At 68.5% G+C, this 17,810-nt stretch carries 19 protein-coding genes; 16 read left to right on the top strand and 3 right to left on the bottom strand.

The window, feature by feature from the left end:
- The first annotated feature begins 1 nt into the window (after position 1).
- The 12 genes from rplO to ACH4SP_RS23850 all read left to right on the top strand — a co-directional run bounded on the left by rplO (position 2) and on the right by ACH4SP_RS23850 (position 9,219).
- Entirely contained in the window at positions 2 to 457 is a 456-nt protein-coding gene (gene rplO, locus ACH4SP_RS23905; protein ID WP_398417567.1) for a 50S ribosomal protein L15, read from the top strand.
- A gap of 223 nt (positions 458 to 680) precedes the next feature.
- Positions 681 to 2,003: a preprotein translocase subunit SecY gene (gene secY / locus ACH4SP_RS23900; RefSeq protein WP_398417566.1), complete on the top strand. Its 1,323-nt coding sequence runs from the start codon at positions 681 to 683 to the stop codon at positions 2,001 to 2,003.
- A complete protein-coding gene (locus ACH4SP_RS23895) occupies positions 2,003 to 2,653 on the top strand; it encodes an adenylate kinase (RefSeq protein ID WP_398417565.1) in 651 nt (216 codons plus the stop codon). The genes secY and ACH4SP_RS23895 overlap by 1 nt, the downstream gene beginning before the upstream one ends.
- Before the next feature lie 124 nt (positions 2,654 to 2,777).
- Positions 2,778 to 3,620: a type I methionyl aminopeptidase gene (gene map, locus ACH4SP_RS23890; protein ID WP_398417773.1), complete on the top strand. Its 843-nt coding sequence runs from the start codon at positions 2,778 to 2,780 to the stop codon at positions 3,618 to 3,620.
- Positions 3,621 to 4,062: 442 nt separating this feature from the next.
- The gene (gene infA / locus ACH4SP_RS23885; RefSeq protein ID WP_003956442.1) at positions 4,063 to 4,284 is read left to right on the top strand and encodes a translation initiation factor IF-1; all 222 of its coding nucleotides are present in this window, start codon (positions 4,063 to 4,065) and stop codon (positions 4,282 to 4,284) included.
- A gap of 57 nt (positions 4,285 to 4,341) precedes the next feature.
- Positions 4,342 to 4,455, top strand: a complete 114-nt coding sequence (gene rpmJ / locus ACH4SP_RS23880; protein WP_009740505.1) for a 50S ribosomal protein L36 — start codon at positions 4,342 to 4,344, stop codon at positions 4,453 to 4,455.
- Between the two features lie 200 nt (positions 4,456 to 4,655).
- Positions 4,656 to 5,036 (top strand): 30S ribosomal protein S13, encoded by a 381-nt coding sequence (gene rpsM / locus ACH4SP_RS23875; protein ID WP_398417564.1) that lies wholly within the window; start codon positions 4,656 to 4,658, stop codon positions 5,034 to 5,036.
- Positions 5,037 to 5,108: 72 nt separating this feature from the next.
- The gene (rpsK, locus tag ACH4SP_RS23870) at positions 5,109 to 5,513 is read left to right on the top strand and encodes a 30S ribosomal protein S11 (protein WP_003948617.1); all 405 of its coding nucleotides are present in this window, start codon (positions 5,109 to 5,111) and stop codon (positions 5,511 to 5,513) included.
- A 174-nt stretch (positions 5,514 to 5,687) separates the two neighbouring features.
- Complete coding sequence (locus ACH4SP_RS23865; protein WP_185028035.1) at positions 5,688 to 6,710, top strand: DNA-directed RNA polymerase subunit alpha; 1,023 nt, start codon at positions 5,688 to 5,690, stop codon at positions 6,708 to 6,710.
- A 150-nt stretch (positions 6,711 to 6,860) separates the two neighbouring features.
- Entirely contained in the window at positions 6,861 to 7,346 is a 486-nt protein-coding gene (gene rplQ / locus ACH4SP_RS23860; protein WP_266659686.1) for a 50S ribosomal protein L17, read from the top strand.
- A 103-nt stretch (positions 7,347 to 7,449) separates the two neighbouring features.
- Entirely contained in the window at positions 7,450 to 8,328 is an 879-nt protein-coding gene (gene truA, locus ACH4SP_RS23855; RefSeq protein ID WP_398417563.1) for a tRNA pseudouridine(38-40) synthase TruA, read from the top strand.
- Positions 8,329 to 8,418: 90 nt separating this feature from the next.
- Positions 8,419 to 9,219: a hypothetical protein gene (locus ACH4SP_RS23850; RefSeq protein ID WP_398417562.1), complete on the top strand. Its 801-nt coding sequence runs from the start codon at positions 8,419 to 8,421 to the stop codon at positions 9,217 to 9,219.
- 42 nt (positions 9,220 to 9,261) lie between these two features.
- Here ACH4SP_RS23850 and ACH4SP_RS23845 read toward each other — a convergent pair whose 3' ends face one another.
- Positions 9,262 to 9,645 (bottom strand): hypothetical protein, encoded by a 384-nt coding sequence (locus tag ACH4SP_RS23845; RefSeq protein WP_398417561.1) that lies wholly within the window; start codon positions 9,643 to 9,645, stop codon positions 9,262 to 9,264.
- A gap of 1,181 nt (positions 9,646 to 10,826) precedes the next feature.
- On the bottom strand, positions 10,827 to 11,774 hold the full coding sequence (locus tag ACH4SP_RS23840) for a hypothetical protein (protein WP_398417560.1): 948 nt from the start codon (positions 11,772 to 11,774) through the stop codon (positions 10,827 to 10,829).
- A 251-nt stretch (positions 11,775 to 12,025) separates the two neighbouring features.
- Between ACH4SP_RS23840 and ACH4SP_RS23835 the strand changes: the two genes are divergently transcribed.
- The 4 genes from ACH4SP_RS23835 to glmM all read left to right on the top strand — a co-directional run bounded on the left by ACH4SP_RS23835 (position 12,026) and on the right by glmM (position 16,660).
- Positions 12,026 to 13,645 carry an ABC-F family ATP-binding cassette domain-containing protein gene (locus ACH4SP_RS23835; protein ID WP_398417559.1) on the top strand — a complete coding sequence of 540 codons (1,620 nt, stop codon included), beginning with the start codon at positions 12,026 to 12,028 and terminating at the stop codon, positions 13,643 to 13,645.
- A 418-nt stretch (positions 13,646 to 14,063) separates the two neighbouring features.
- A complete protein-coding gene (gene rplM / locus ACH4SP_RS23830; protein ID WP_398417558.1) occupies positions 14,064 to 14,507 on the top strand; it encodes a 50S ribosomal protein L13 in 444 nt (147 codons plus the stop codon).
- A 44-nt stretch (positions 14,508 to 14,551) separates the two neighbouring features.
- Positions 14,552 to 15,079, top strand: coding sequence for a 30S ribosomal protein S9 (rpsI, locus tag ACH4SP_RS23825; protein ID WP_398417557.1), 528 nt, complete (start codon positions 14,552 to 14,554; stop codon positions 15,077 to 15,079).
- A gap of 222 nt (positions 15,080 to 15,301) precedes the next feature.
- A complete protein-coding gene (glmM, locus tag ACH4SP_RS23820; protein WP_398417556.1) occupies positions 15,302 to 16,660 on the top strand; it encodes a phosphoglucosamine mutase in 1,359 nt (452 codons plus the stop codon).
- A gap of 75 nt (positions 16,661 to 16,735) precedes the next feature.
- On the opposite strand, the gene coaA is transcribed toward glmM, so the two are convergent.
- A complete protein-coding gene (coaA, locus tag ACH4SP_RS23815) occupies positions 16,736 to 17,713 on the bottom strand; it encodes a type I pantothenate kinase (protein ID WP_398417555.1) in 978 nt (325 codons plus the stop codon).
- Positions 17,714 to 17,810: the final 97 nt, after the last annotated feature.

The following is a 17,810-nucleotide window of genomic DNA, read 5'->3' as shown; positions in this document are numbered from 1 at the left end:
CATGGCGGAGAACAACCCGCTGAAGGTCCACAACCTCCGTCCGGCTCCGGGCGCCAAGACCGCCAAGACCCGTGTGGGTCGTGGTGAGGCGTCGAAGGGTAAGACGGCTGGTCGTGGTACCAAGGGCACCAAGGCCCGTTACCAGGTTCCGCAGCGCTTCGAGGGTGGCCAGATGCCCCTCCACATGCGCCTGCCGAAGCTCAAGGGCTTCAAGAACCCGTTCCGCACGGAGTTCCAGGTCGTGAACCTGGACAAGCTGGCCGAGCTCTACCCGCAGGGTGGAGAGGTCACGGTGGCCGACCTGGTCGCCAAGGGCGCCGTGCGCAACAACCACCTCGTCAAGGTCCTGGGCCAGGGCGAGATCTCCGTGGCGCTGACGGTTTCGGTTGACGCCGTTTCCGCCTCCGCCAAGGAGAAGATCGGTGCCGCTGGCGGCACCGTCACCGAGCTCGTCTGAGACAGCTCGATGGCTTGAACATCCGACCGGGGATGCCTCTCATATGGGGCATCCCCGGTTGGTCGTTCCTAGGGGGCATGGTCCGCCGGTATGGTGGCGTGCACTGTTAACTTTCGAGCGGTGTGCCCACAACGCCCGTCGCTCGTTTCTTGACTGATACGTATTCGTCGATCCTCAATACCGTCACCCTTGACGCAGTAGCGCGGGGGTCGCAGGAGGCACCGTGCTCACCGCGTTCGCCCGGGCGTTCAAGACGCCCGACCTGCGCAAGAAGCTGCTCTTCACACTCGGCATCATTGTGCTGTTCCGGCTCGGCGCGCACATTCCTGTCCCGGGCGTCAACTACAAGAACGTGCAGACCTGTATCGACCTCGCCAAGGACGGCGGCGGTGGCCTCTTCGGTCTGGTCAACATGTTCAGTGGTGGCGCGCTGTTGCAGATCACGATCTTTGCGCTCGGCATCATGCCGTACATCACGGCGAGCATCATCCTTCAGCTGCTGACCGTGGTGATCCCACGGCTGGAAGCCCTCAAGAAGGAGGGCCAGTCCGGCACGGCGAAGATCACGCAGTACACGCGTTATCTGACCGTGGCGCTGGCCATCCTGCAGGGCACCGGCCTGGTGGCCACCGCCAACTCGGGTGCGCTGTTCCAGGCTTGCCCCGAGGCGGTCCGCTCGCAGATCGTGCCGGACAAGTCGATCTTCACCACCGCCGTCATGGTCATCACGATGACCGCCGGCACCGCGATGGTGATGTGGCTCGGTGAGCTCGTCACCGACCGCGGCATCGGCAACGGCATGTCCATCCTGATGTTCATCTCGATCGCCGCGGGCTTCCCCGGATCGCTGTGGGCCATCAAGGAGTCGGGCAAGCTGGCGAACGGCTGGATCGAGTTCGCCGTGGTGATCCTGGTCGGATTCGCGATGGTCGGCCTAGTGGTGTTCGTGGAGCAGGCTCAGCGCCGTATCCCAGTCCAGTACGCGAAGCGCATGATCGGCCGGAAGTCGTACGGCGGCACGTCGACGTACATCCCGCTGAAGGTGAATCAGGCGGGTGTCATCCCCGTCATCTTCGCTTCTTCGCTTCTCTACATCCCGGCCCTGATCGTCCAGTTCTCCGGATCCACCGCCCCCTGGGCCCAGTGGATCTCGAACAATATGGTCAAGGGCGACCATCCCTACTACATCGTCACGTACTTCCTCCTGATCGTGTTCTTCGCCTTCTTCTATGTGGCGATCTCGTTCAACCCCGAGGAAGTTGCCGACAACATGAAGAAGTATGGTGGCTTCATCCCGGGCATCCGGGCAGGTCGACCTACTGCTGAGTACCTGAGTTACGTGCTGAATCGCATCACGTGGCCGGGATCGCTGTACCTGGGTCTGATCGCTCTCGTGCCGACGATGGCGTTGGCCGGCTTCGGTGCCAGCCAGGACTTCCCGTTCGGCGGCACAAGCATCCTCATCATCGTGGGTGTGGGTCTGGAGACCGTGAAGCAGATCGAGAGCCAGCTCCAGCAGCGCAATTACGAAGGGTTCCTCCGCTGATGCGTATCGTCCTCGTCGGGCCGCCGGGCGCGGGCAAGGGAACGCAGGCCGCGTTCCTCGCCACGAACCTGTCGATCCCGCACATTTCGACGGGTGACCTCTTCCGGGCCAACATCAGCCAGGGCACCCCCCTCGGCCTTGAGGCCAAGGCGATCATGGACGCCGGAAATCTGGTCCCCGACGAGGTCACGATCGGCATGGCGCTGGACCGCATGGCCCAGCCCGACGCCGTGAACGGTTTCCTGCTCGACGGCTTCCCGCGCAACGTCTTCCAGGCCGAGGCCCTGGACAAGGCGCTGAAGGCCGAAGGGCAGAAGCTCGACGCCGTCCTGGACCTGGAGGTCCCGGAGGAAGAGGTCGTGAAGCGGATCGCCGGCCGGCGTATCTGCCGCAACGATTCCGCTCATGTCTTCCACGCCACGTACAGCCCGCCGAAGGCCGAGGGCGTCTGTGACGTCTGCGGTGGCGAGCTCTACCAGCGCCCGGACGACACCGAGGAGACCGTGCGTAAGCGGCTCGACGTCTACCACACGCAGACCGAGCCGATCATCGACCACTACAAGGCGCAGGGCCTGGTGGTCACCCTCTCCGCGGAAGGCAAGGTCGCCGAGGTGACCGCGCGCGCGATGGACGCCCTGAAGAAGGACTAGGCCCTCAGGGAGCCCGGGTTCTGTACGTACGACGGTGAAGGCCGCGGTGTCCATGGGGCGCCGCGGCCTCGCTGTTTCGGCCGTACTGTGGAAACGAAGTCATACGAGCGTGGAAGGCACATCCATGGTGGAGATCAAGACTCCCGAGCAGATCGCGAAGATGCGTGAGGCGGGGCTGGTCGTCGCCGCCATTCACGCGGCGACCCGTGCGGCGGCCGTTCCCGGCGCCAGTACGAAGGACCTCGACGAGGTCGCCCGCAAGGTGCTCGCTGAGCACGGCGCGAAGTCCAACTTCCTGGGGTACGGCGGCTTCCCGGCCACCATCTGCACCTCGGTGAACGAGGTCGTCGTGCACGGCATCCCGGACGAGAAGACCGTCCTCAAGGACGGCGACATCATCTCCATCGACTGCGGCGCCATCATCGACGGCTGGCACGGCGACGCCGCGTACACCGCATTCGTCGGCAGCGGCCACGCGCCGGAGCTCCTTGAGCTCTCCCGGGTGACCGAGGAGTCGATGTGGGCGGGCATCGCGGCCATGAAGCTGGGCAACCGGCTGGTCGACGTGTCCAAGTCCATCGAGGGCTACGTCCGCCGCCAGCCGCGGCCGGCCACCGGCAAGTACGGAATCATCGAGGACTACGGCGGGCACGGCATCGGCTCCGAGATGCACATGGACCCGCACGTGCTGAACTACGTCACGCGCAAGCGCGGCAAGGGCATCAAGCTGGTCCCCGGTGTCTGCCTCGCGATCGAGCCGATGATCTCGCTGGGCACGGCACAGACCGAGGTCCTCGCCGACGACTGGACGGTCATCACGACGGACGGCACCTGGTCCTCGCACTGGGAGCACTCCATCGCGATGACCGAGAACGGCCCGCTGGTGCTGACCGCCGTCGACGGCGGCAAGGCCAAGCTGGCGGAGCACGGAATCACGGCTGCGCCGGATCCTTCCCCAAGGTCTTAAGGACCAGGGGATACCCCATGGGCTGAGGTGGGGCGGGGGTGGGCCGAGGCTGCTTTGACGGCCGGGCCGGGCCCTCGGCGGTCGGAGGCCGGCGCAGCGGCACGAAGCATGTGAGGCGCCCTTGGGCGCCGAGCCCGCGAGGGCTGCGTCGGGAAGGGGTCGGCGGCAAGGCCAAGCTGGCGGAGCACGGAATCACGGCTGCGCCGGATCCTTCCCCAAGGTCTAAGGACCAGGGGGATACCCCATGGGCTGAGCGCTCGCTCGGGTGAAGGCTTCGGCACGCTGGGGTGAAAGCCGCATAACGATCATCAGTGTTGGGCAAACTTGACGGATTCGTCTTTTCGGGTGGCCTGACGTAGACTGACTCGTCGGCTCTCGTGCATCCGTGTGCCTGCATTCTGATGCGAGAGTCGATCAAGGTAGCCGATTCGAAGGGCGAAGCGTGGCCAAGAAGCAAGGTGCCATCGAAATCGAGGGCACCGTGATCGAGTCCCTCCCGAACGCAATGTTCAAGGTGGAACTGCAGAACGGTCACAAAGTCCTCGCGCACATCAGCGGCAAGATGCGTATGCACTACATCCGCATCCTCCCGGATGACCGGGTCGTCGTGGAGCTCTCTCCCTACGACCTGACGCGTGGCCGGATCGTCTACCGGTACAAGTAGATCTGCCGTGCCCCTTCCGGGGGGCTAGTGGCACTGACCCGGAGAACCTGACATCCCATGAAGGTCAAGCCGAGCGTCAAGAAGATCTGCGACAAGTGCAAGGTGATCCGCCGTCACGGTCGGGTCATGGTCATCTGCGAAAACCTGCGCCACAAGCAGCGCCAGGGCTGACGCACGACCTTTCCTGCATCTCGCAGTTCTTCGCGCGACGCAAGCAATTCGTACATACGCAGAGCACGCCAGGCCCCAGCGGTCGGCGGCACCTCCGGCGGGGGCCGGGGACCCGGACGTACCACTTCACTCGTCGAGTGGGGTCGGCGGTCGGGAGCAGCTCTGTGGAAGACCCCCGAACTAACAACTGGAGCCATTGAATGGCACGCGTTTCAGGTGTTGACATCCCGCGCGAAAAGCGTGTGGAGATCGCCCTCACCTACGTCTTCGGCATCGGCCGCACCCTGGCGAAGGAAACCCTCGCCGCCACCGGTGTGAACCCGAACACCCGCGTTCGCGACCTGGCCGAAGAGGACCTGGTCAAGATCCGCGAGTACGTGGACGCCAACCTCAAGACCGAGGGTGACCTCCGTCGCGAGGTGCAGGCCGACATCCGCCGCAAGGTAGAGATCGGCTGCTACCAGGGTCTGCGCCACCGTCGCGGCCTGCCGGTCCACGGCCAGCGCACCAGCACGAACGCTCGTACCCGCAAGGGCCCGCGTCGCGCCATCGCCGGTAAGAAGAAGCCGGGCAAGAAGTAGTCCTCAGCCGGACGCTTTTCAAGCGGTCTTCGCTGTAGGACCGATCACCTCCCTCTCCATCTGGAGTAAGACATGCCCCCCAAGGGACGTCAGGGCGCTGCCAAGAAGGTGCGCCGCAAGGAAAAGAAGAACGTCGCTCACGGCCACGCGCACATCAAGAGCACGTTCAACAACACGATCGTGTCCATCACGGACCCGACCGGCAACGTGATCTCGTGGGCCTCCGCAGGCCACGTGGGCTTCAAGGGCTCGCGCAAGTCCACCCCCTTCGCCGCGCAGATGGCCGCCGAGTCGGCCGCCCGCCGCGCGCAGGAGCACGGCATGCGCAAGGTTGACGTCTTCGTCAAGGGTCCGGGCTCCGGCCGCGAGACCGCGATCCGCTCCCTCCAGGCCACTGGCCTTGAGGTCGGTTCGATCCAGGACGTCACCCCGACGCCGCACAACGGCTGCCGCCCGCCGAAGCGTCGTCGCGTCTGATTCGTCGCCTTACGGCGTCGCATCGATTTTTACCGTGGTGCGGGCGGCGTGGAGACCGACCTCCTCGTCGCCCGGACCGCGTTTTCGGGCGGTACAGCTCTTCGGAGCCGTACCGCCCGTACCCTTGTGGTAGTTGGCGTCAAATAGTGGGCGCCAAGAACAAGAAGGAACCCCATGCTTATTGCTCAGCGCCCGTCGCTGACCGAAGAGGTCGTCGACGAGTACCGCTCCCGGTTCGTGATCGAGCCGCTGGAGCCGGGCTTCGGTTACACGCTCGGTAACTCCCTGCGTCGTACCCTCCTGTCGTCCATCCCGGGTGCCGCTGTCACCAGCATCCGGATCGACGGTGTCCTGCACGAGTTCACCACCGTGCCGGGCGTCAAGGAGGACGTCACCGACCTCATCCTCAACATCAAGCAGCTGGTTGTCTCCTCGGAGCACGACGAGCCGGTCGTGATGTACCTGCGCAAGCAGGGTCCCGGCCTGGTCACCGCTGCTGACATCGCCCCGCCGGCGGGCGTCGAGGTCCACAACCCGGACCTCGTCCTCGCCACGCTGAACGGCAAGGGCAAGCTGGAGATGGAGCTGACCGTCGAGCGCGGTCGCGGCTACGTCTCCGCCGTCCAGAACAAGCAGGTGGGCCAGGAGATCGGTCGCATTCCGGTCGACTCCATCTACTCCCCGGTGCTCAAGGTCACGTACAAGGTCGAGGCGACCCGTGTCGAGCAGCGCACCGACTTCGACAAGCTGATCGTCGACGTCGAGACCAAGCAGGCCATGCGTCCGCGTGACGCCATGGCGTCGGCCGGCAAGACCCTGGTCGAGCTGTTCGGTCTGGCGCGTGAGCTCAACATCGACGCCGAGGGCATCGACATGGGCCCGTCCCCGACGGACGCCGCCCTGGCCGCCGATCTGGCGCTGCCGATCGAGGAGCTTGAGCTCACCGTTCGGTCGTACAACTGCCTCAAGCGCGAGGGCATCCACTCGGTGGGCGAGCTCGTGGCCCGCTCCGAGGCGGACCTGCTCGACATTCGCAACTTCGGTGCGAAGTCGATCGACGAGGTCAAGATGAAGCTCAACGGCATGGGCCTGGCCCTCAAGGACAGCCCCCCCGGGTTCGACCCGACCGCTGCCGCCGACGCCTTCGGCGCCGACGACGACGCGGATGCCGGTTTCGTGGAGACCGAGCAGTACTAGGAGTGGCTGGGGGCAACCCCAGAGGGTCGCAACGTCGACACCGAGCAGGACCAGTCCGTACGGACTGCTGAAATCTTCCGTTGGGCACTAGCCCTTCGGTAACTGACACCGGTACCTGATACGGCCGGTGCAGACACAAGGAGAAACACCATGCCGCGTCCCGCAAAGGGTGCCCGTCTGGGCGGCAGCGCCGCGCACGAGAAGCTGCTCCTCGCCAACCTGGCGAAGTCGCTCTTCGAGCACGGCCGCATCACGACGACCGAGGCCAAGGCCCGCCGCCTGCGCCCCGTCGCCGAGCGTCTCGTCACGAAGGCGAAGAAGGGCGACATCCACAACCGTCGCCTGGTGCTTCAGACGATCACGGACAAGAGCATCGTGCACACGCTCTTCACCGAGATCGCCCCGCGTTACGAGAACCGCCCCGGTGGTTACACGCGCATCACGAAGATCGGCAACCGTCGTGGCGACAACGCCCCGATGGCGGTCATCGAGCTGGTCGAGGCCCTGACCGTGCAGCAGAACGCTGTCGGCGAGGCCGAGGCTGCCACGAAGCGCGCGGTCAAGGAAGACGACGCCAAGGCCGAGCAGGCCGAGGTCGTCGAGGACGCGAAGCCCGAGGGCGACGAGTCCAAGTAGTACCTGGCAGTACCTGGACGGGCCCGTTCCCAGTTTTTCTGGGGGCGGGCCCGTTCTGTGTTCCGTGTGTGGCGTGAGTTCCGGGCGAACGTGGAGGTTGGTTGTGGCTGACGAGGTGGCGGACGGGTTTGTACGGGTGCGGCTGGACCTCTCGTACGACGGCAAGGACTTCTCGGGGTGGGCGAAGCAGCCCAGCGGGCGGCGGACCGTACAGGGGGAGATCGAGGCGGCGCTGCGGACGGTGACGCGCTCGGACACGAACTTCGATCTGACGGTGGCCGGGCGGACCGACTCCGGGGTGCACGCGCGGGGCCAGGTCGCGCACGTGGACCTGCCGGACGAGGTGTGGGCCGAGCACGGGGAGAAGCTGCTGCGGCGGCTGGCGGGGCGGCTCGGGCACGACGTGCGGGTGTGGAAGGTGGCGCCCGCTCCGGCGGGATTCAACGCGCGGTTCTCGGCGATCTGGCGGCGGTACCAGTACCGGGTGTCCGACCACCCGGGCGGTGTCGATCCGCTGATCCGTAGTCATGTGCTGTGGCACGACTGGGAGTTGGACGTCGAGAAGATGAACGCGGCCTCGGCGCTGCTGCTCGGGGAGCACGACTTCGCGGCGTACTGCAAGAAGCGGGAGGGGGCGACGACGATCCGTACCCTCCAGGAGCTGTGGTGGGAACGGGGGGCCGACGGGGTGGTCACTGGGACGGTGCGGGCCGATGCCTTCTGTCACAACATGGTGCGCTCGCTGGTGGGGGCGCTGTTGTACGTGGGGGACGGCCATCGGGGCGTGGAGTGGCCGGCGAAGGTGCTGGCGGCGGGGGTGCGGGACTCGTCGGTGCACGTGGTGAAGGCGCACGGGCTGACGCTGGAGGAAGTGGCCTATCCGGCGGACGAGTTGCTGGCGGCGCGGGCGGTGGAGGCGCGGAACGTGCGGACGCTGCCGGGGGTGGCGGGACTGCTGGAAAACGGGGGCGGTTGTTGCTGAGGGGGTGAGTGTGGCTGCTCCGAAGTCATTGTCAGTGGGCTGTGGGATGGTGTTTTCAGACATCAGTTCAGGTGGCGTACGGGGGCTTTGATGACGGGGGCACGGAAGCGCGGGGTGTGGGTGCTGCTGATCGCGGTGGCGCTGTTCGGGGTCTTCGTGGTGCCGCAGGTGCTGGAGAAGGGCGACAAGGGCGACGGGGCCGGGCGGTCGGCGCAGGCGGCCGGGGTGGCGCTCGGGGTGCCGCGCGCCACGGACGCTCCAGGGGGATCGAAGAGTCCTTCGGGAGGGAGTTCCGCGGGCGAGGGGCTTGCGGGAGGGGGGTCTTCGGGAGGGGACGCTTCGGGAGGGGAAGCTTCGGGGGGCGGCGAGCAGGACGACAAGGCGCGGGGTGAGGCTTTCGCCGCGGCGCGGGCCGGGGACTGTCTCGCACTGTTCGACACGGGGGACGGGTGGAACACCCGAATACCGCAGAAGGTCGGGTGTTCCGGGGACGCGGGGCTGACCCGGGTCAGTGCGGTGCGGACCGGTTGGAGCGCCTGCCCGACGGGCGACGGGTTGTCGTACGTGGTGCACCGCTCGGCGGCGGGTAAGCGGGTGCTGTGCCTGACCCGGCAGTACAAGGCCGGGTACTGCGTGCTGGCGGAGAAGAGCACGGGCCGCGGGGCGGGCGGTACGGCCATGCGGCTCGGGGCGATGACGGCCGTCGACTGCGGGGCGGAGCGGACCACTCCTCCGTACAACACGGTCCTGCACATCACCGGGGTGTACGGGCCTTCGTCCGGCCGGGCGCCGGGGAACTGCCGGCGGGCCCCGGACGACCGGACGTTCTACTGGTCCTGGCAGGTCGACGGGGGCGGGACGCTGCTCTGCACGATGGTCTACCGGCGGTAGGCGCCGGTTGTCGCTTCCGGGGGCGCGGGTCGGGTCCGGGGCTCAGCGGCGGGTGGCGGCCCAGAGGAGGACGCCGGTCGCGGCGAGGGCGATGAAGGTCGCACCGCCGAGCGCGTAGAGGAACGGGAACCAGAGCACGGCGAGCAGGGCGCAGTATCCGGCGGAGAGCACGGAGAGGCCGAGCTGTACGCGCGGCGGGCCGCTGCGGTTGAGGCGTACGAGCAGGGCGAGGAAGACGGCGGACCAGAGGGCGGCGCGGGGCTGGTCGAAGGTGACCGTGCGGGCGATGTCGCCGACGGCTCCGTACCAGCTCTCGTGGGCCAAGTCGGCCTGCATACCGGCTATTTCGCGCAGTTCCTCGGGGCCGCCCGTGGCGCGCTGGGCGCCGGAGAGGGTGCTGGCCGTTGCGCGGAAGTACTCGTACACGGCGAGCAGGGTGAAGCCGAGGGTGTGCAGGAGGCCGGTGATGAACCCGGTGGCCCGGCTCCGGTGCGCGGCCCGGCGTTCCTCCGGACTCGCTTCGGAGGGGTGTGGGGGGCCGGGGGTGAGGGGCTCTTCGGGCTGCTGGCGGTGCTGGTTGTAGCGCGGCGGGGGTGGTGGGGCGGTGGGGCGGGCTGAGGCGACTGGTCCGACTGGTCCGACTGGTCCGGATGTGCTGGCTGCGCGGGCGCGCGGGGGTATGGGGGCGGATGCGGGGGCGGGTATGGGGGTGCCGCGAGGGGTTTCTGGGCGGGGGTTCTTGCCGGGGCGCGGGGTGCCGGGTGGGGTGCTGAGGCCGAGGGGCTGTGTGCGGTGGGGGGAGGTCGGGGGGCGGGGGGACTCGGCGGGTTCCGGTGATGCGGGCGGCTGGTGCGGGACGACCTTGGGCCAGCTGAGGCGGGGGGTCTGGGGGCGGGAGGTGCTCAGCTGGGTGGTGGGGGAGGGGTCCCGGGGCGTGCGGGGTGTGGGGGGCGTGGGGGTTTGTGTGGTGGTGGGGGCTGTGGGGGGTGTGTCTGTTGGGGCTGCCGAGGTTGTCTGGGGCGCAGGGGGTGCGTCTGTGGACGGGGGGTGGGCTTTGGTGGGACGGGTGGGGATGGGGGTGGTTGGGGGGTCGGCCTTTGAGGGGCGGGCGGGGGTGGCGGGGGGCGTGCTGGAGCCCGTGCCGGGGCCCGTGGGATCGGGTTGTTGTTTCTTGGGGGTGGGGTGAGGGAGGTGCGGGGCTGGGCGGTGGGTGGGGGTGTTCTGCGGGCCGTCCGTTTTGGGCGGTGCGGGGGTGGTGTCGGTCCGGTGCGTGGACTGCTCGGTGCCTGGCGGGGGCTTGGGGGCCGTCGGCCGGGAGGCGGTGTCCGTGGTGGGCCGGGATTCTTGGGAGGGGCCGGGGCCACCGGGGCCGGTGTCCGTGGTGGGCCGGGAGTCCTGGGAAGGGTCGGGGCCTGTGGAGGTGCCGGGTTCGGAGGCGGTGCCGGTTTCCGGAGTGGGGGAGTCCGGGGTGTGCTGCCGGTCTGTGCTGCCCGTTTCCATCTGCTTTCGCCCCCCGATGATGGCAGGCCCTTGCGCTGCCCCGCCGACAGGGTAGTCAGGGGGTGGGTGGGCCGCCAGGGCCGAGGGGCTGGGGCGGGTCGGGTGGGTCAGCTGACGGCCGTGGTGGAGGTTGCTGCTGCGGAGGCCTGGGTGCGGCCCCGTTCGACGATGCGGAGGAACGTGTACTTCGCCGCGTCGTCGCCGAGCGTGTAGACGGCCTTGTCGGACGTGGTGACGTTCTTCTTGTTGTCGGTGAAGCCGCTGACGGTGAAGTAGGCATAGCGGCCGTAGGAGTTGGCGGTCTTCCGGCAGATCGTGCCGTTGCGGCAGAAGGTGGGGACGCCGGCGCCGGGGAGGGAGGCGACGCCGTCCTTCACCTGGGCCTTCGCCTTGAGGGCCTGGGCTTCCGTTTCGAAGACCGCTACGCCGACGGTGACTGCTGTGCCGTCCTTGCTGAAGGTGGCCCGGATGACCTGGTCGCAACCGTTGCGGGTGAGGATGCCGCCGAGGGCGCCCTGGGTGGCGGTGGCGCAGTCGGTGGTGCGGTTGGTGGCGCCCTTCGCGTAGGAACGCCCGTCCAGGGTGAGGGACTTGCCCGGGAAGAGGGTGTCGGCGCTGAGCGGGGCCTTGTCCTTCTCGGCGCTGGAGATGAACTCCTTGGGGTCCGGCGGGGGCGGGGGCGCGACCGGGGAGAAGGAGGGGGTGGGGGCGGTGGGTTCGGTGGGGAGCGTTTCGGGGGAGGGCAGCGCGGAGTTCTTGCCGTCGGCGGAGGGGGAGTTGCCGGTGGAGATGACGGCTGTGGCCACGAGGGCGCCGATGGCGAGGGTCGCGAGGACACCGCCGCCGATGTAGAGGAGGCGTTTGCGGCGGGTGCGGGTGGCGGCGGCGTCGGCCAGGGCGGACCAGTCGGGGGTGGGGCCGGTTCCGGGGGCGGGGGGTGTGCCGAAGGGGTGGGGCGGGAGCGAGGGGGTGTGCTCCGCGTGGGGGCCGCCCCCGGGGGGCGGCCCCGCTGCCCAAGAGGGCTGGGGTTCTTGGACGAGTTGGACGGGGGGCATGGGGGTGGGGGGTTGTCTGGGGGGTTGGGTCAGGTAGGGGTTGGGGTTTTCGGCGGGGCCCTGCGGAGGGGGGCCGTAACCGGACTGGTGGGGTTGGTCGTTGCCGTGCGGGGGCTGGCCCCCGGGGCCGTCGGAAGGACCCCCATGCCCGAAGCTCATGCCGCGCATCCTAACGAGGGGGATGTGGTGTGCGGGGCCCGGCGTTCGTAATCCGGTTGGGGTGGGGAGTGGTCGGCGGCGAGAATGTGGGAATGGGACATCTAGAGGTCGGACACGTCGAGTACTACTTGCCGGACGGGCGGGTGCTGCTCGGTGACGTCTCGTTCCGGGTGGGCGAAGGGGCTGTGGTGGCCCTCGTCGGGCCCAACGGGGCCGGCAAGACCACCCTGCTGAAGATCATCGCGGGGGAGTTGCAGGCACACGGCGGCTCGGTCACCGTGAGCGGTGGGCTCGGGGTGATGGGGCAGTTCGTGGGCTCGGTGCGCGACGAGCGGACCGTGCGTGACCTGCTGGTTTCGGTGGCCCAGCCGAGGATTCGTACTGCTGCGGCCGCCGTCGACAAGGCCGAGGCCGCGATTCTGGAGCGGGACGACGAGGCCGCGCAGATGGAGTACGCGCAGGCGCTGAGCGACTGGGCGGAGGTCCAGGGGTACGAGGCGGAGACCGTCTGGGACATGTGCACCATGGCCGCGCTCGGGGTTCCGTACGAGAAGGCCCAGTGGCGTGAAGTACGGACGCTGAGCGGGGGCGAGCAGAAGCGGCTGGTGCTGGAGGCGCTGCTGCGGGGCCCGGACGAGGTGCTGCTGCTCGACGAGCCGGACAACTATCTGGACGTGCCCGGCAAGCGGTGGCTGGAGGGGAAGCTCAAGGAGACCCGGAAGACGGTTCTCTTCGTGAGCCACGACCGCGAGCTGCTGTCGCGGGCCGCCGAGAAGATCGCGAGCGTCGAGCCGGGGCCGACCGGATCCGAGGTGTGGATCCACGGTGGCGGCTTCGACACGTACCACGAGGCCCGCAAGGAGCGCTTCGCGCGCTTCGAGGAGCTGCGCCGCCGCTGGGACGAGAAGCACGCGCAGCTCAAGAAGCTGGTGCTGAACCTGCGGCAGGCGGCTTCGATCAGCCATGAGCTGGCGTCCCGGTACGCGGCCGCGCAGACCAGGCTGCGGAAGTTCGAGGAGGTCGGGCCGCCGCCGGAGCCGCCGCGCGAGCAGGACATCACGATGCGGCTGCGCGGCGGGCGTACCGGAGTGCGGGCCGTGACCTGCGAGAACCTTGAGCTGACCGGGCTGATGAAGCCGTTCGACCTGGAGATCTTCTACGGGGAGCGGGTCGCGGTCCTCGGGTCGAACGGGTCCGGGAAGTCGCACTTCCTGCGGCTGCTGGCCGGGGACGACGTCAAGCACACCGGGATGTGGAAGCTCGGGGCGAGGGTCGTGGCCGGGCACTTCGCGCAGACGCACGCGCATCCGGAGCTGATGGGGCGCACGCTCGTCGACATCCTGTGGGCCGAGCACTCCAAGGACCGGGGCGGCGCGATGTCGGTGCTGCGGCGGTACGAGCTGGAGGGGCAGGGGGACCAGGGGTTCGACCGGCTGTCGGGCGGGCAGCAGGCGCGGTTCCAGATCCTGCTGCTCGAACTGCGCGGGACGACGGCGCTGCTGCTCGACGAGCCGACGGACAACCTCGACCTGGAGTCGGCGGAGGCGCTGCAGGAGGGGCTGGAGGCGTACGAGGGGACGGTGCTCGCCGTCACGCACGACCGGTGGTTCGCGAAGTCCTTCGACCGGTATCTGGTGTTCGGGTCGGACGGTGTGGTGCGGGAGACGGCGGAGCCGGTGTGGGACGAGCGGCGGGTGGAGCGGGCTCGCTAGGGCGCTGGGCGGTAGGGGTGGGGCGGTCGCGGGGTTGGGCGGTCGTGGAGGGGCGGGGTCCGCGCGAGGGGCCGCCCCCTTGCCCGCCCGTTCCGCCCCCGGGGGGCGGCCCCGCCGCCCAAGAGGACGGCGGCAACGCGCAAGGGGACGGTGGTGACGCCCAAGGGACGGTGGCCCCGCCGCTCAAGGGGGACGGGGTGCGTTTTGACCCGTCCGGGGGGCGCGGGTAGTGTTGCGGGTTGTTATACGTATTGGCTTCGTCGTTCTCACGCGAAGGGCCCTTACGTAGGTTCCCTGGAGCAGTTACCAGTGGCTCGCATACGGGCAGCGTTCCCGGCACTGTGAGCCCCAGCTGCATGATCGCTTCAGGGGCGCCATGTGTCTGGACCCCATCCACTGAAGAAGCGAAGGCTACGAAGTGCGTACGTACAGCCCCAAGCCCGGCGATGTCACTCGCCAGTGGCACATCATCGACGCGCAGGACATCGTCCTGGGCCGTCTGGCGACTACGGCAGCGAACCTCCTCCGGGGCAAGCACAAGCCGACCTATGCGCCGCACATGGACATGGGTGACTTCGTCATCATCATCAACGCCGAGAAGATCCACCTCTCCGGCAACAAGAAGACCCAGAAGATGGCGTACCGCCACTCTGGCTTCCCGGGCGGTCTGCGTTCGATGCGCTACGACGAGCTCATGGAGAAGAGCCCGGAGAAGGCCGTCGAGAAGGCCATCCGCGGCATGATCCCCAAGAACACCCTGGGCCGTCAGATGCTCTCGAAGCTGAAGATCTACGCGGGCGACCAGCACCCGCACGCTGCTCAGCAGCCGGTCCCGTTCGAGATCACCCAGGTCGCGCAGTAGTTCCGGCCACCCCCTAAGACGTACAGAAAGATCTGAGGAGAATCGTGGCCGAGACCACTGTTGAGACCCCCGTCGAGGGCACCGAGGGCGAAGAGACCTTCGCCGAGGTGACCACCTTCGAGTCGGAGGTTCCCGTCGAGGGCGAGTACACCAGCGAGTCGCTCGCCGGCCGCTTCGGCGACCCGCAGCCCGCCGCCGGCCTTGGCCGTCGCAAGAACGCCATCGCCCGCGTCCGGATCGTTCCGGGCACCGGCAAGTGGAAGATCAACGGGCGTACGCTCGAGGACTACTTCCCGAACAAGGTCCACCAGCAGGAAGTCAACGAGCCCTTCAAGGTGCTTGAGCTGGACGACCGCTACGACGTCATCGCCCGTATCTCGGGTGGCGGCGTGTCCGGTCAGGCCGGTGCGCTCCGTCTCGGTGTCGCCCGTGCGCTGAACGAGGCCGACGTCGACAACAACCGCGCCATCCTGAAGAAGGCCGGCTTCCTCTCGCGTGACGACCGTGCGGTCGAGCGCAAGAAGGCCGGTCTCAAGAAGGCCCGCAAGGCGCCGCAGTACAGCAAGCGTTAATCACGCGCCTGCTCAGCGGCATCACCGTTCGCCCCGGTGGCACTCTTCGTGCCGCCGGGGCGTTCGTGTAGTTCGCTCTAGAACCTTTCTTAGACCTTTATTGGACTCCCTCGGGCGTATAACGGGCACAAAACGCTCAAGGGCGTGCGTTTTCGAGCACGGTTTCGAAGCACGGCTTGTGAAGCACGGTTTCGAAGCACAACGGCATTTCGGAGGACAGTTGTGGGACGACTCTTCGGCACTGACGGAGTACGCGGCGTTGCCAATGCGGACCTGACGGCGGAGCTCGCGCTCGGCCTGTCGGTCGCGGCGGCGCACGTACTCGCCGAGGCCGGTACGTTCGAGGGCCATCGGGCGACGGCAGTGGTCGGGCGCGACCCGCGCGCCTCGGGCGAGTTCCTGGAGGCCGCCGTCGTGGCGGGCCTGGCGAGCGCGGGCGTGGACGTCCTGCGCGTCGGTGTGCTGCCCACCCCCGCGGTGGCGTATCTCACCGGTGCGCTGGGCGCCGACCTCGGCGTGATGCTCTCCGCGAGCCACAACGCCATGCCGGACAACGGCATCAAGTTCTTCGCGCGCGGCGGCCACAAGCTGGCCGACGAGCTGGAGGCGCGGATCGAGAACGTCTACGACCAGCACCGCAGCGGCGAGGCGTGGGACCGTCCGACCGGAGCGGGCGTGGGCCGGGTCACGGACTACGACGAGGGCTTCGACAAGTACATCGCCCACCTGATGGGTGTGCTGCCGAACCGTCTCGACGGCCTGAAGGTCGTCCTCGACGAGGCGCACGGCGCCGCTTCCCGTGTCTCCCCGGAGGCGTTCGCGCGCGCCGGTGCCGAGATCGTCACCATCGGCGCCGAGCCGGACGGCCTCAACATCAACGACGGCTACGGCTCCACGCACATGGAGCGCCTGCAGGCCGCCGTCGTCGAGTCCGGCGCCGACCTCGGCATCGCGCACGACGGCGACGCCGATCGCTGCCTGGCAGTCGACGCGGCCGGCCAGGAGGTCGACGGCGACCAGATCCTCGCCGTGCTCGCCCTCGCCATGCGCGAGGCCGGCCAGCTGCGGAAGAACACCGTGGTCGGCACCGTCATGTCCAACCTCGGCTTCAAGCTGGCCATGGAGGGCGAGGGTATCGAGGTCGTCCAGACCGGCGTCGGTGACCGTTACGTCCTGGAGTCGATGAAGGAGCACGGCTACGCGCTGGGCGGCGAGCAGTCGGGCCACGTCATCGTCCTCGACCACGCCACCACCGGCGACGGCACCCTGACCGGCCTCATGCTGGCCGCCCGGGTCGCCGCCACCGGCCGTAGCCTCGCGGACCTGGCGGGCGTCATGTCGCGGCTGCCGCAGATCCTCATCAACGTCCCCGACGTCGACAAGTCCCGCGTCGGTACGTCGGCGGAGCTGGCCGCGGCCGTCGCCGACGCCGAGCGCGAGCTGGGCGCCACCGGCCGGGTGCTGCTGCGCCCGTCGGGCACCGAGCCGCTGGTGCGCGTGATGGTGGAGGCCGCCGACATCGACCAGGCGAAGGCTGTTGCCGGGCGACTGGCGGACGTGGTCAAGTCCGCGCTGGGCTAGGCCTGTTGGACCGTACGTACGAGGAAGCCCGCCCGGGATGTGCCCGGGCGGGCCTTTTCGTACGTACGGAAATGCTCAGAGCTTGCGCAGCGACAGCCGCTGGACCTTGTGGTCGGGGCCCTTGCGGACGACCAGGGTGGCGCGGCCCCGGGTGGGGGCGACGTTCTCCAGGAGGTTGGGGCGGTTGATGGTGCGCCAGGTGTTGCGTGCGTAGTCGAGGGCTTCTTCCTCGGAGACCTGGGTGTACTTGCGGAAGTACGAGAACGGGTTCTGGAAGGCGGTCGCGCGCAGCTTGCGGAACCGGTTGAGGTACCACTGCTCGATGTCCTCGGCGCGGGCGTCGACGTACACCGAGAAGTCGAAGTAGTCGGCGAGACCGACGCGGGTCCTGCCGTCGCTGCCGGGGAGGGCCGGCTGGAGGACGTTGAGGCCCTCGACGATCAGGATGTCCGGGCGGTGCACGGTGAGGCGCTCGCCGGGGACGATGTCGTAGATCAGGTGCGAGTAGACCGGGGCGGTGACCTCGTCCTTCCCGGCCTTCACGTCGGCGACGAAGCGGGTCAGGGCGCGGCGGTCGTACGACTCGGGGAAGCCCTTGCGGGCCATCAGGCCGCGCTTCTCCAGCTCCTTCATCGGGTAGAGGAAGCCGTCGGTGGTGACCAGCTCCACGCGCGGGTGCTCGGGCCAGCGGGCAAGCAGGGCCTGGAGGAGGCGGGCGACGGTGGACTTTCCGACGGCGACGCTGCCCGCGACCCCTATGACGAAGGGGGTGCCGCGCTGGGTGCCGTTCTCGCCGAGGAAGGTGTTGAGAGCACTTCGCAGATTGCCGGTGGCGCCCACGTAGAGGTTGAGGAGGCGGGACAGCGGGAGGTAGATGTCGCGCACCTCGTCGAGGTCGATGACGTCGCCCAGGCCGCGCAGCCGCTCGACCTCCTCGGCGGTGAGGGGCAGCGGCGTCTTCTCGCGCAGGGCGCTCCACTCCGTGCGGGTGAGGTCCAGGTACGGGGACGACTCGGCCCGGCGTGGGGAGCTTCGTGGCGGCGAAGTGATCACACGTCCCATTGTCGGGGGTGGGACCGCCTTGTCGCCGGTCGGGCGGGGTGGGGTGGGTCACGTGGGGGTGGGGTTGTACGGGGCCGGGTCTCGATCC

Origin of the sequence: Streptomyces sp. NPDC021093, from assembly GCF_044333135.1 — a bacterium.
Lineage (GTDB): Bacteria > Actinomycetota > Actinomycetes > Streptomycetales > Streptomycetaceae > Streptomyces.
Note: the sequence above shows the minus strand (reverse complement) of the source record. Positions and strands in the feature narration are given on the sequence as shown.

Excerpts from the sequence above, each read along its gene's own strand:
- map (WP_398417773.1), top strand. The coding sequence starts at position 2,778 with ATGGTGGAGATCAAGACTCCCGAGCAGATCGCGAAGATGCGTGAGGCG.
- ACH4SP_RS23865 (WP_185028035.1), top strand. The coding sequence starts at position 5,688 with ATGCTTATTGCTCAGCGCCCGTCGCTGACCGAAGAGGTCGTCGACGAG.
- rpsK (WP_003948617.1), top strand. The coding sequence starts at position 5,109 with ATGCCCCCCAAGGGACGTCAGGGCGCTGCCAAGAAGGTGCGCCGCAAG.
- ACH4SP_RS23840 (WP_398417560.1), bottom strand. The coding sequence starts at position 11,774 with ATGCCCCCCGTCCAACTCGTCCAAGAACCCCAGCCCTCTTGGGCAGCG.
- rpsM (WP_398417564.1), top strand. The coding sequence starts at position 4,656 with ATGGCACGCGTTTCAGGTGTTGACATCCCGCGCGAAAAGCGTGTGGAG.
- ACH4SP_RS23895 (WP_398417565.1), top strand. The coding sequence starts at position 2,003 with ATGCGTATCGTCCTCGTCGGGCCGCCGGGCGCGGGCAAGGGAACGCAG.
- ACH4SP_RS23850 (WP_398417562.1), top strand. The coding sequence starts at position 8,419 with ATGACGGGGGCACGGAAGCGCGGGGTGTGGGTGCTGCTGATCGCGGTG.
- ACH4SP_RS23835 (WP_398417559.1), top strand. The coding sequence starts at position 12,026 with ATGGGACATCTAGAGGTCGGACACGTCGAGTACTACTTGCCGGACGGG.
- rplO (WP_398417567.1), top strand. The coding sequence starts at position 2 with ATGGCGGAGAACAACCCGCTGAAGGTCCACAACCTCCGTCCGGCTCCG.
- rplQ (WP_266659686.1), top strand. The coding sequence starts at position 6,861 with ATGCCGCGTCCCGCAAAGGGTGCCCGTCTGGGCGGCAGCGCCGCGCAC.
- rpmJ (WP_009740505.1), top strand. The coding sequence starts at position 4,342 with ATGAAGGTCAAGCCGAGCGTCAAGAAGATCTGCGACAAGTGCAAGGTG.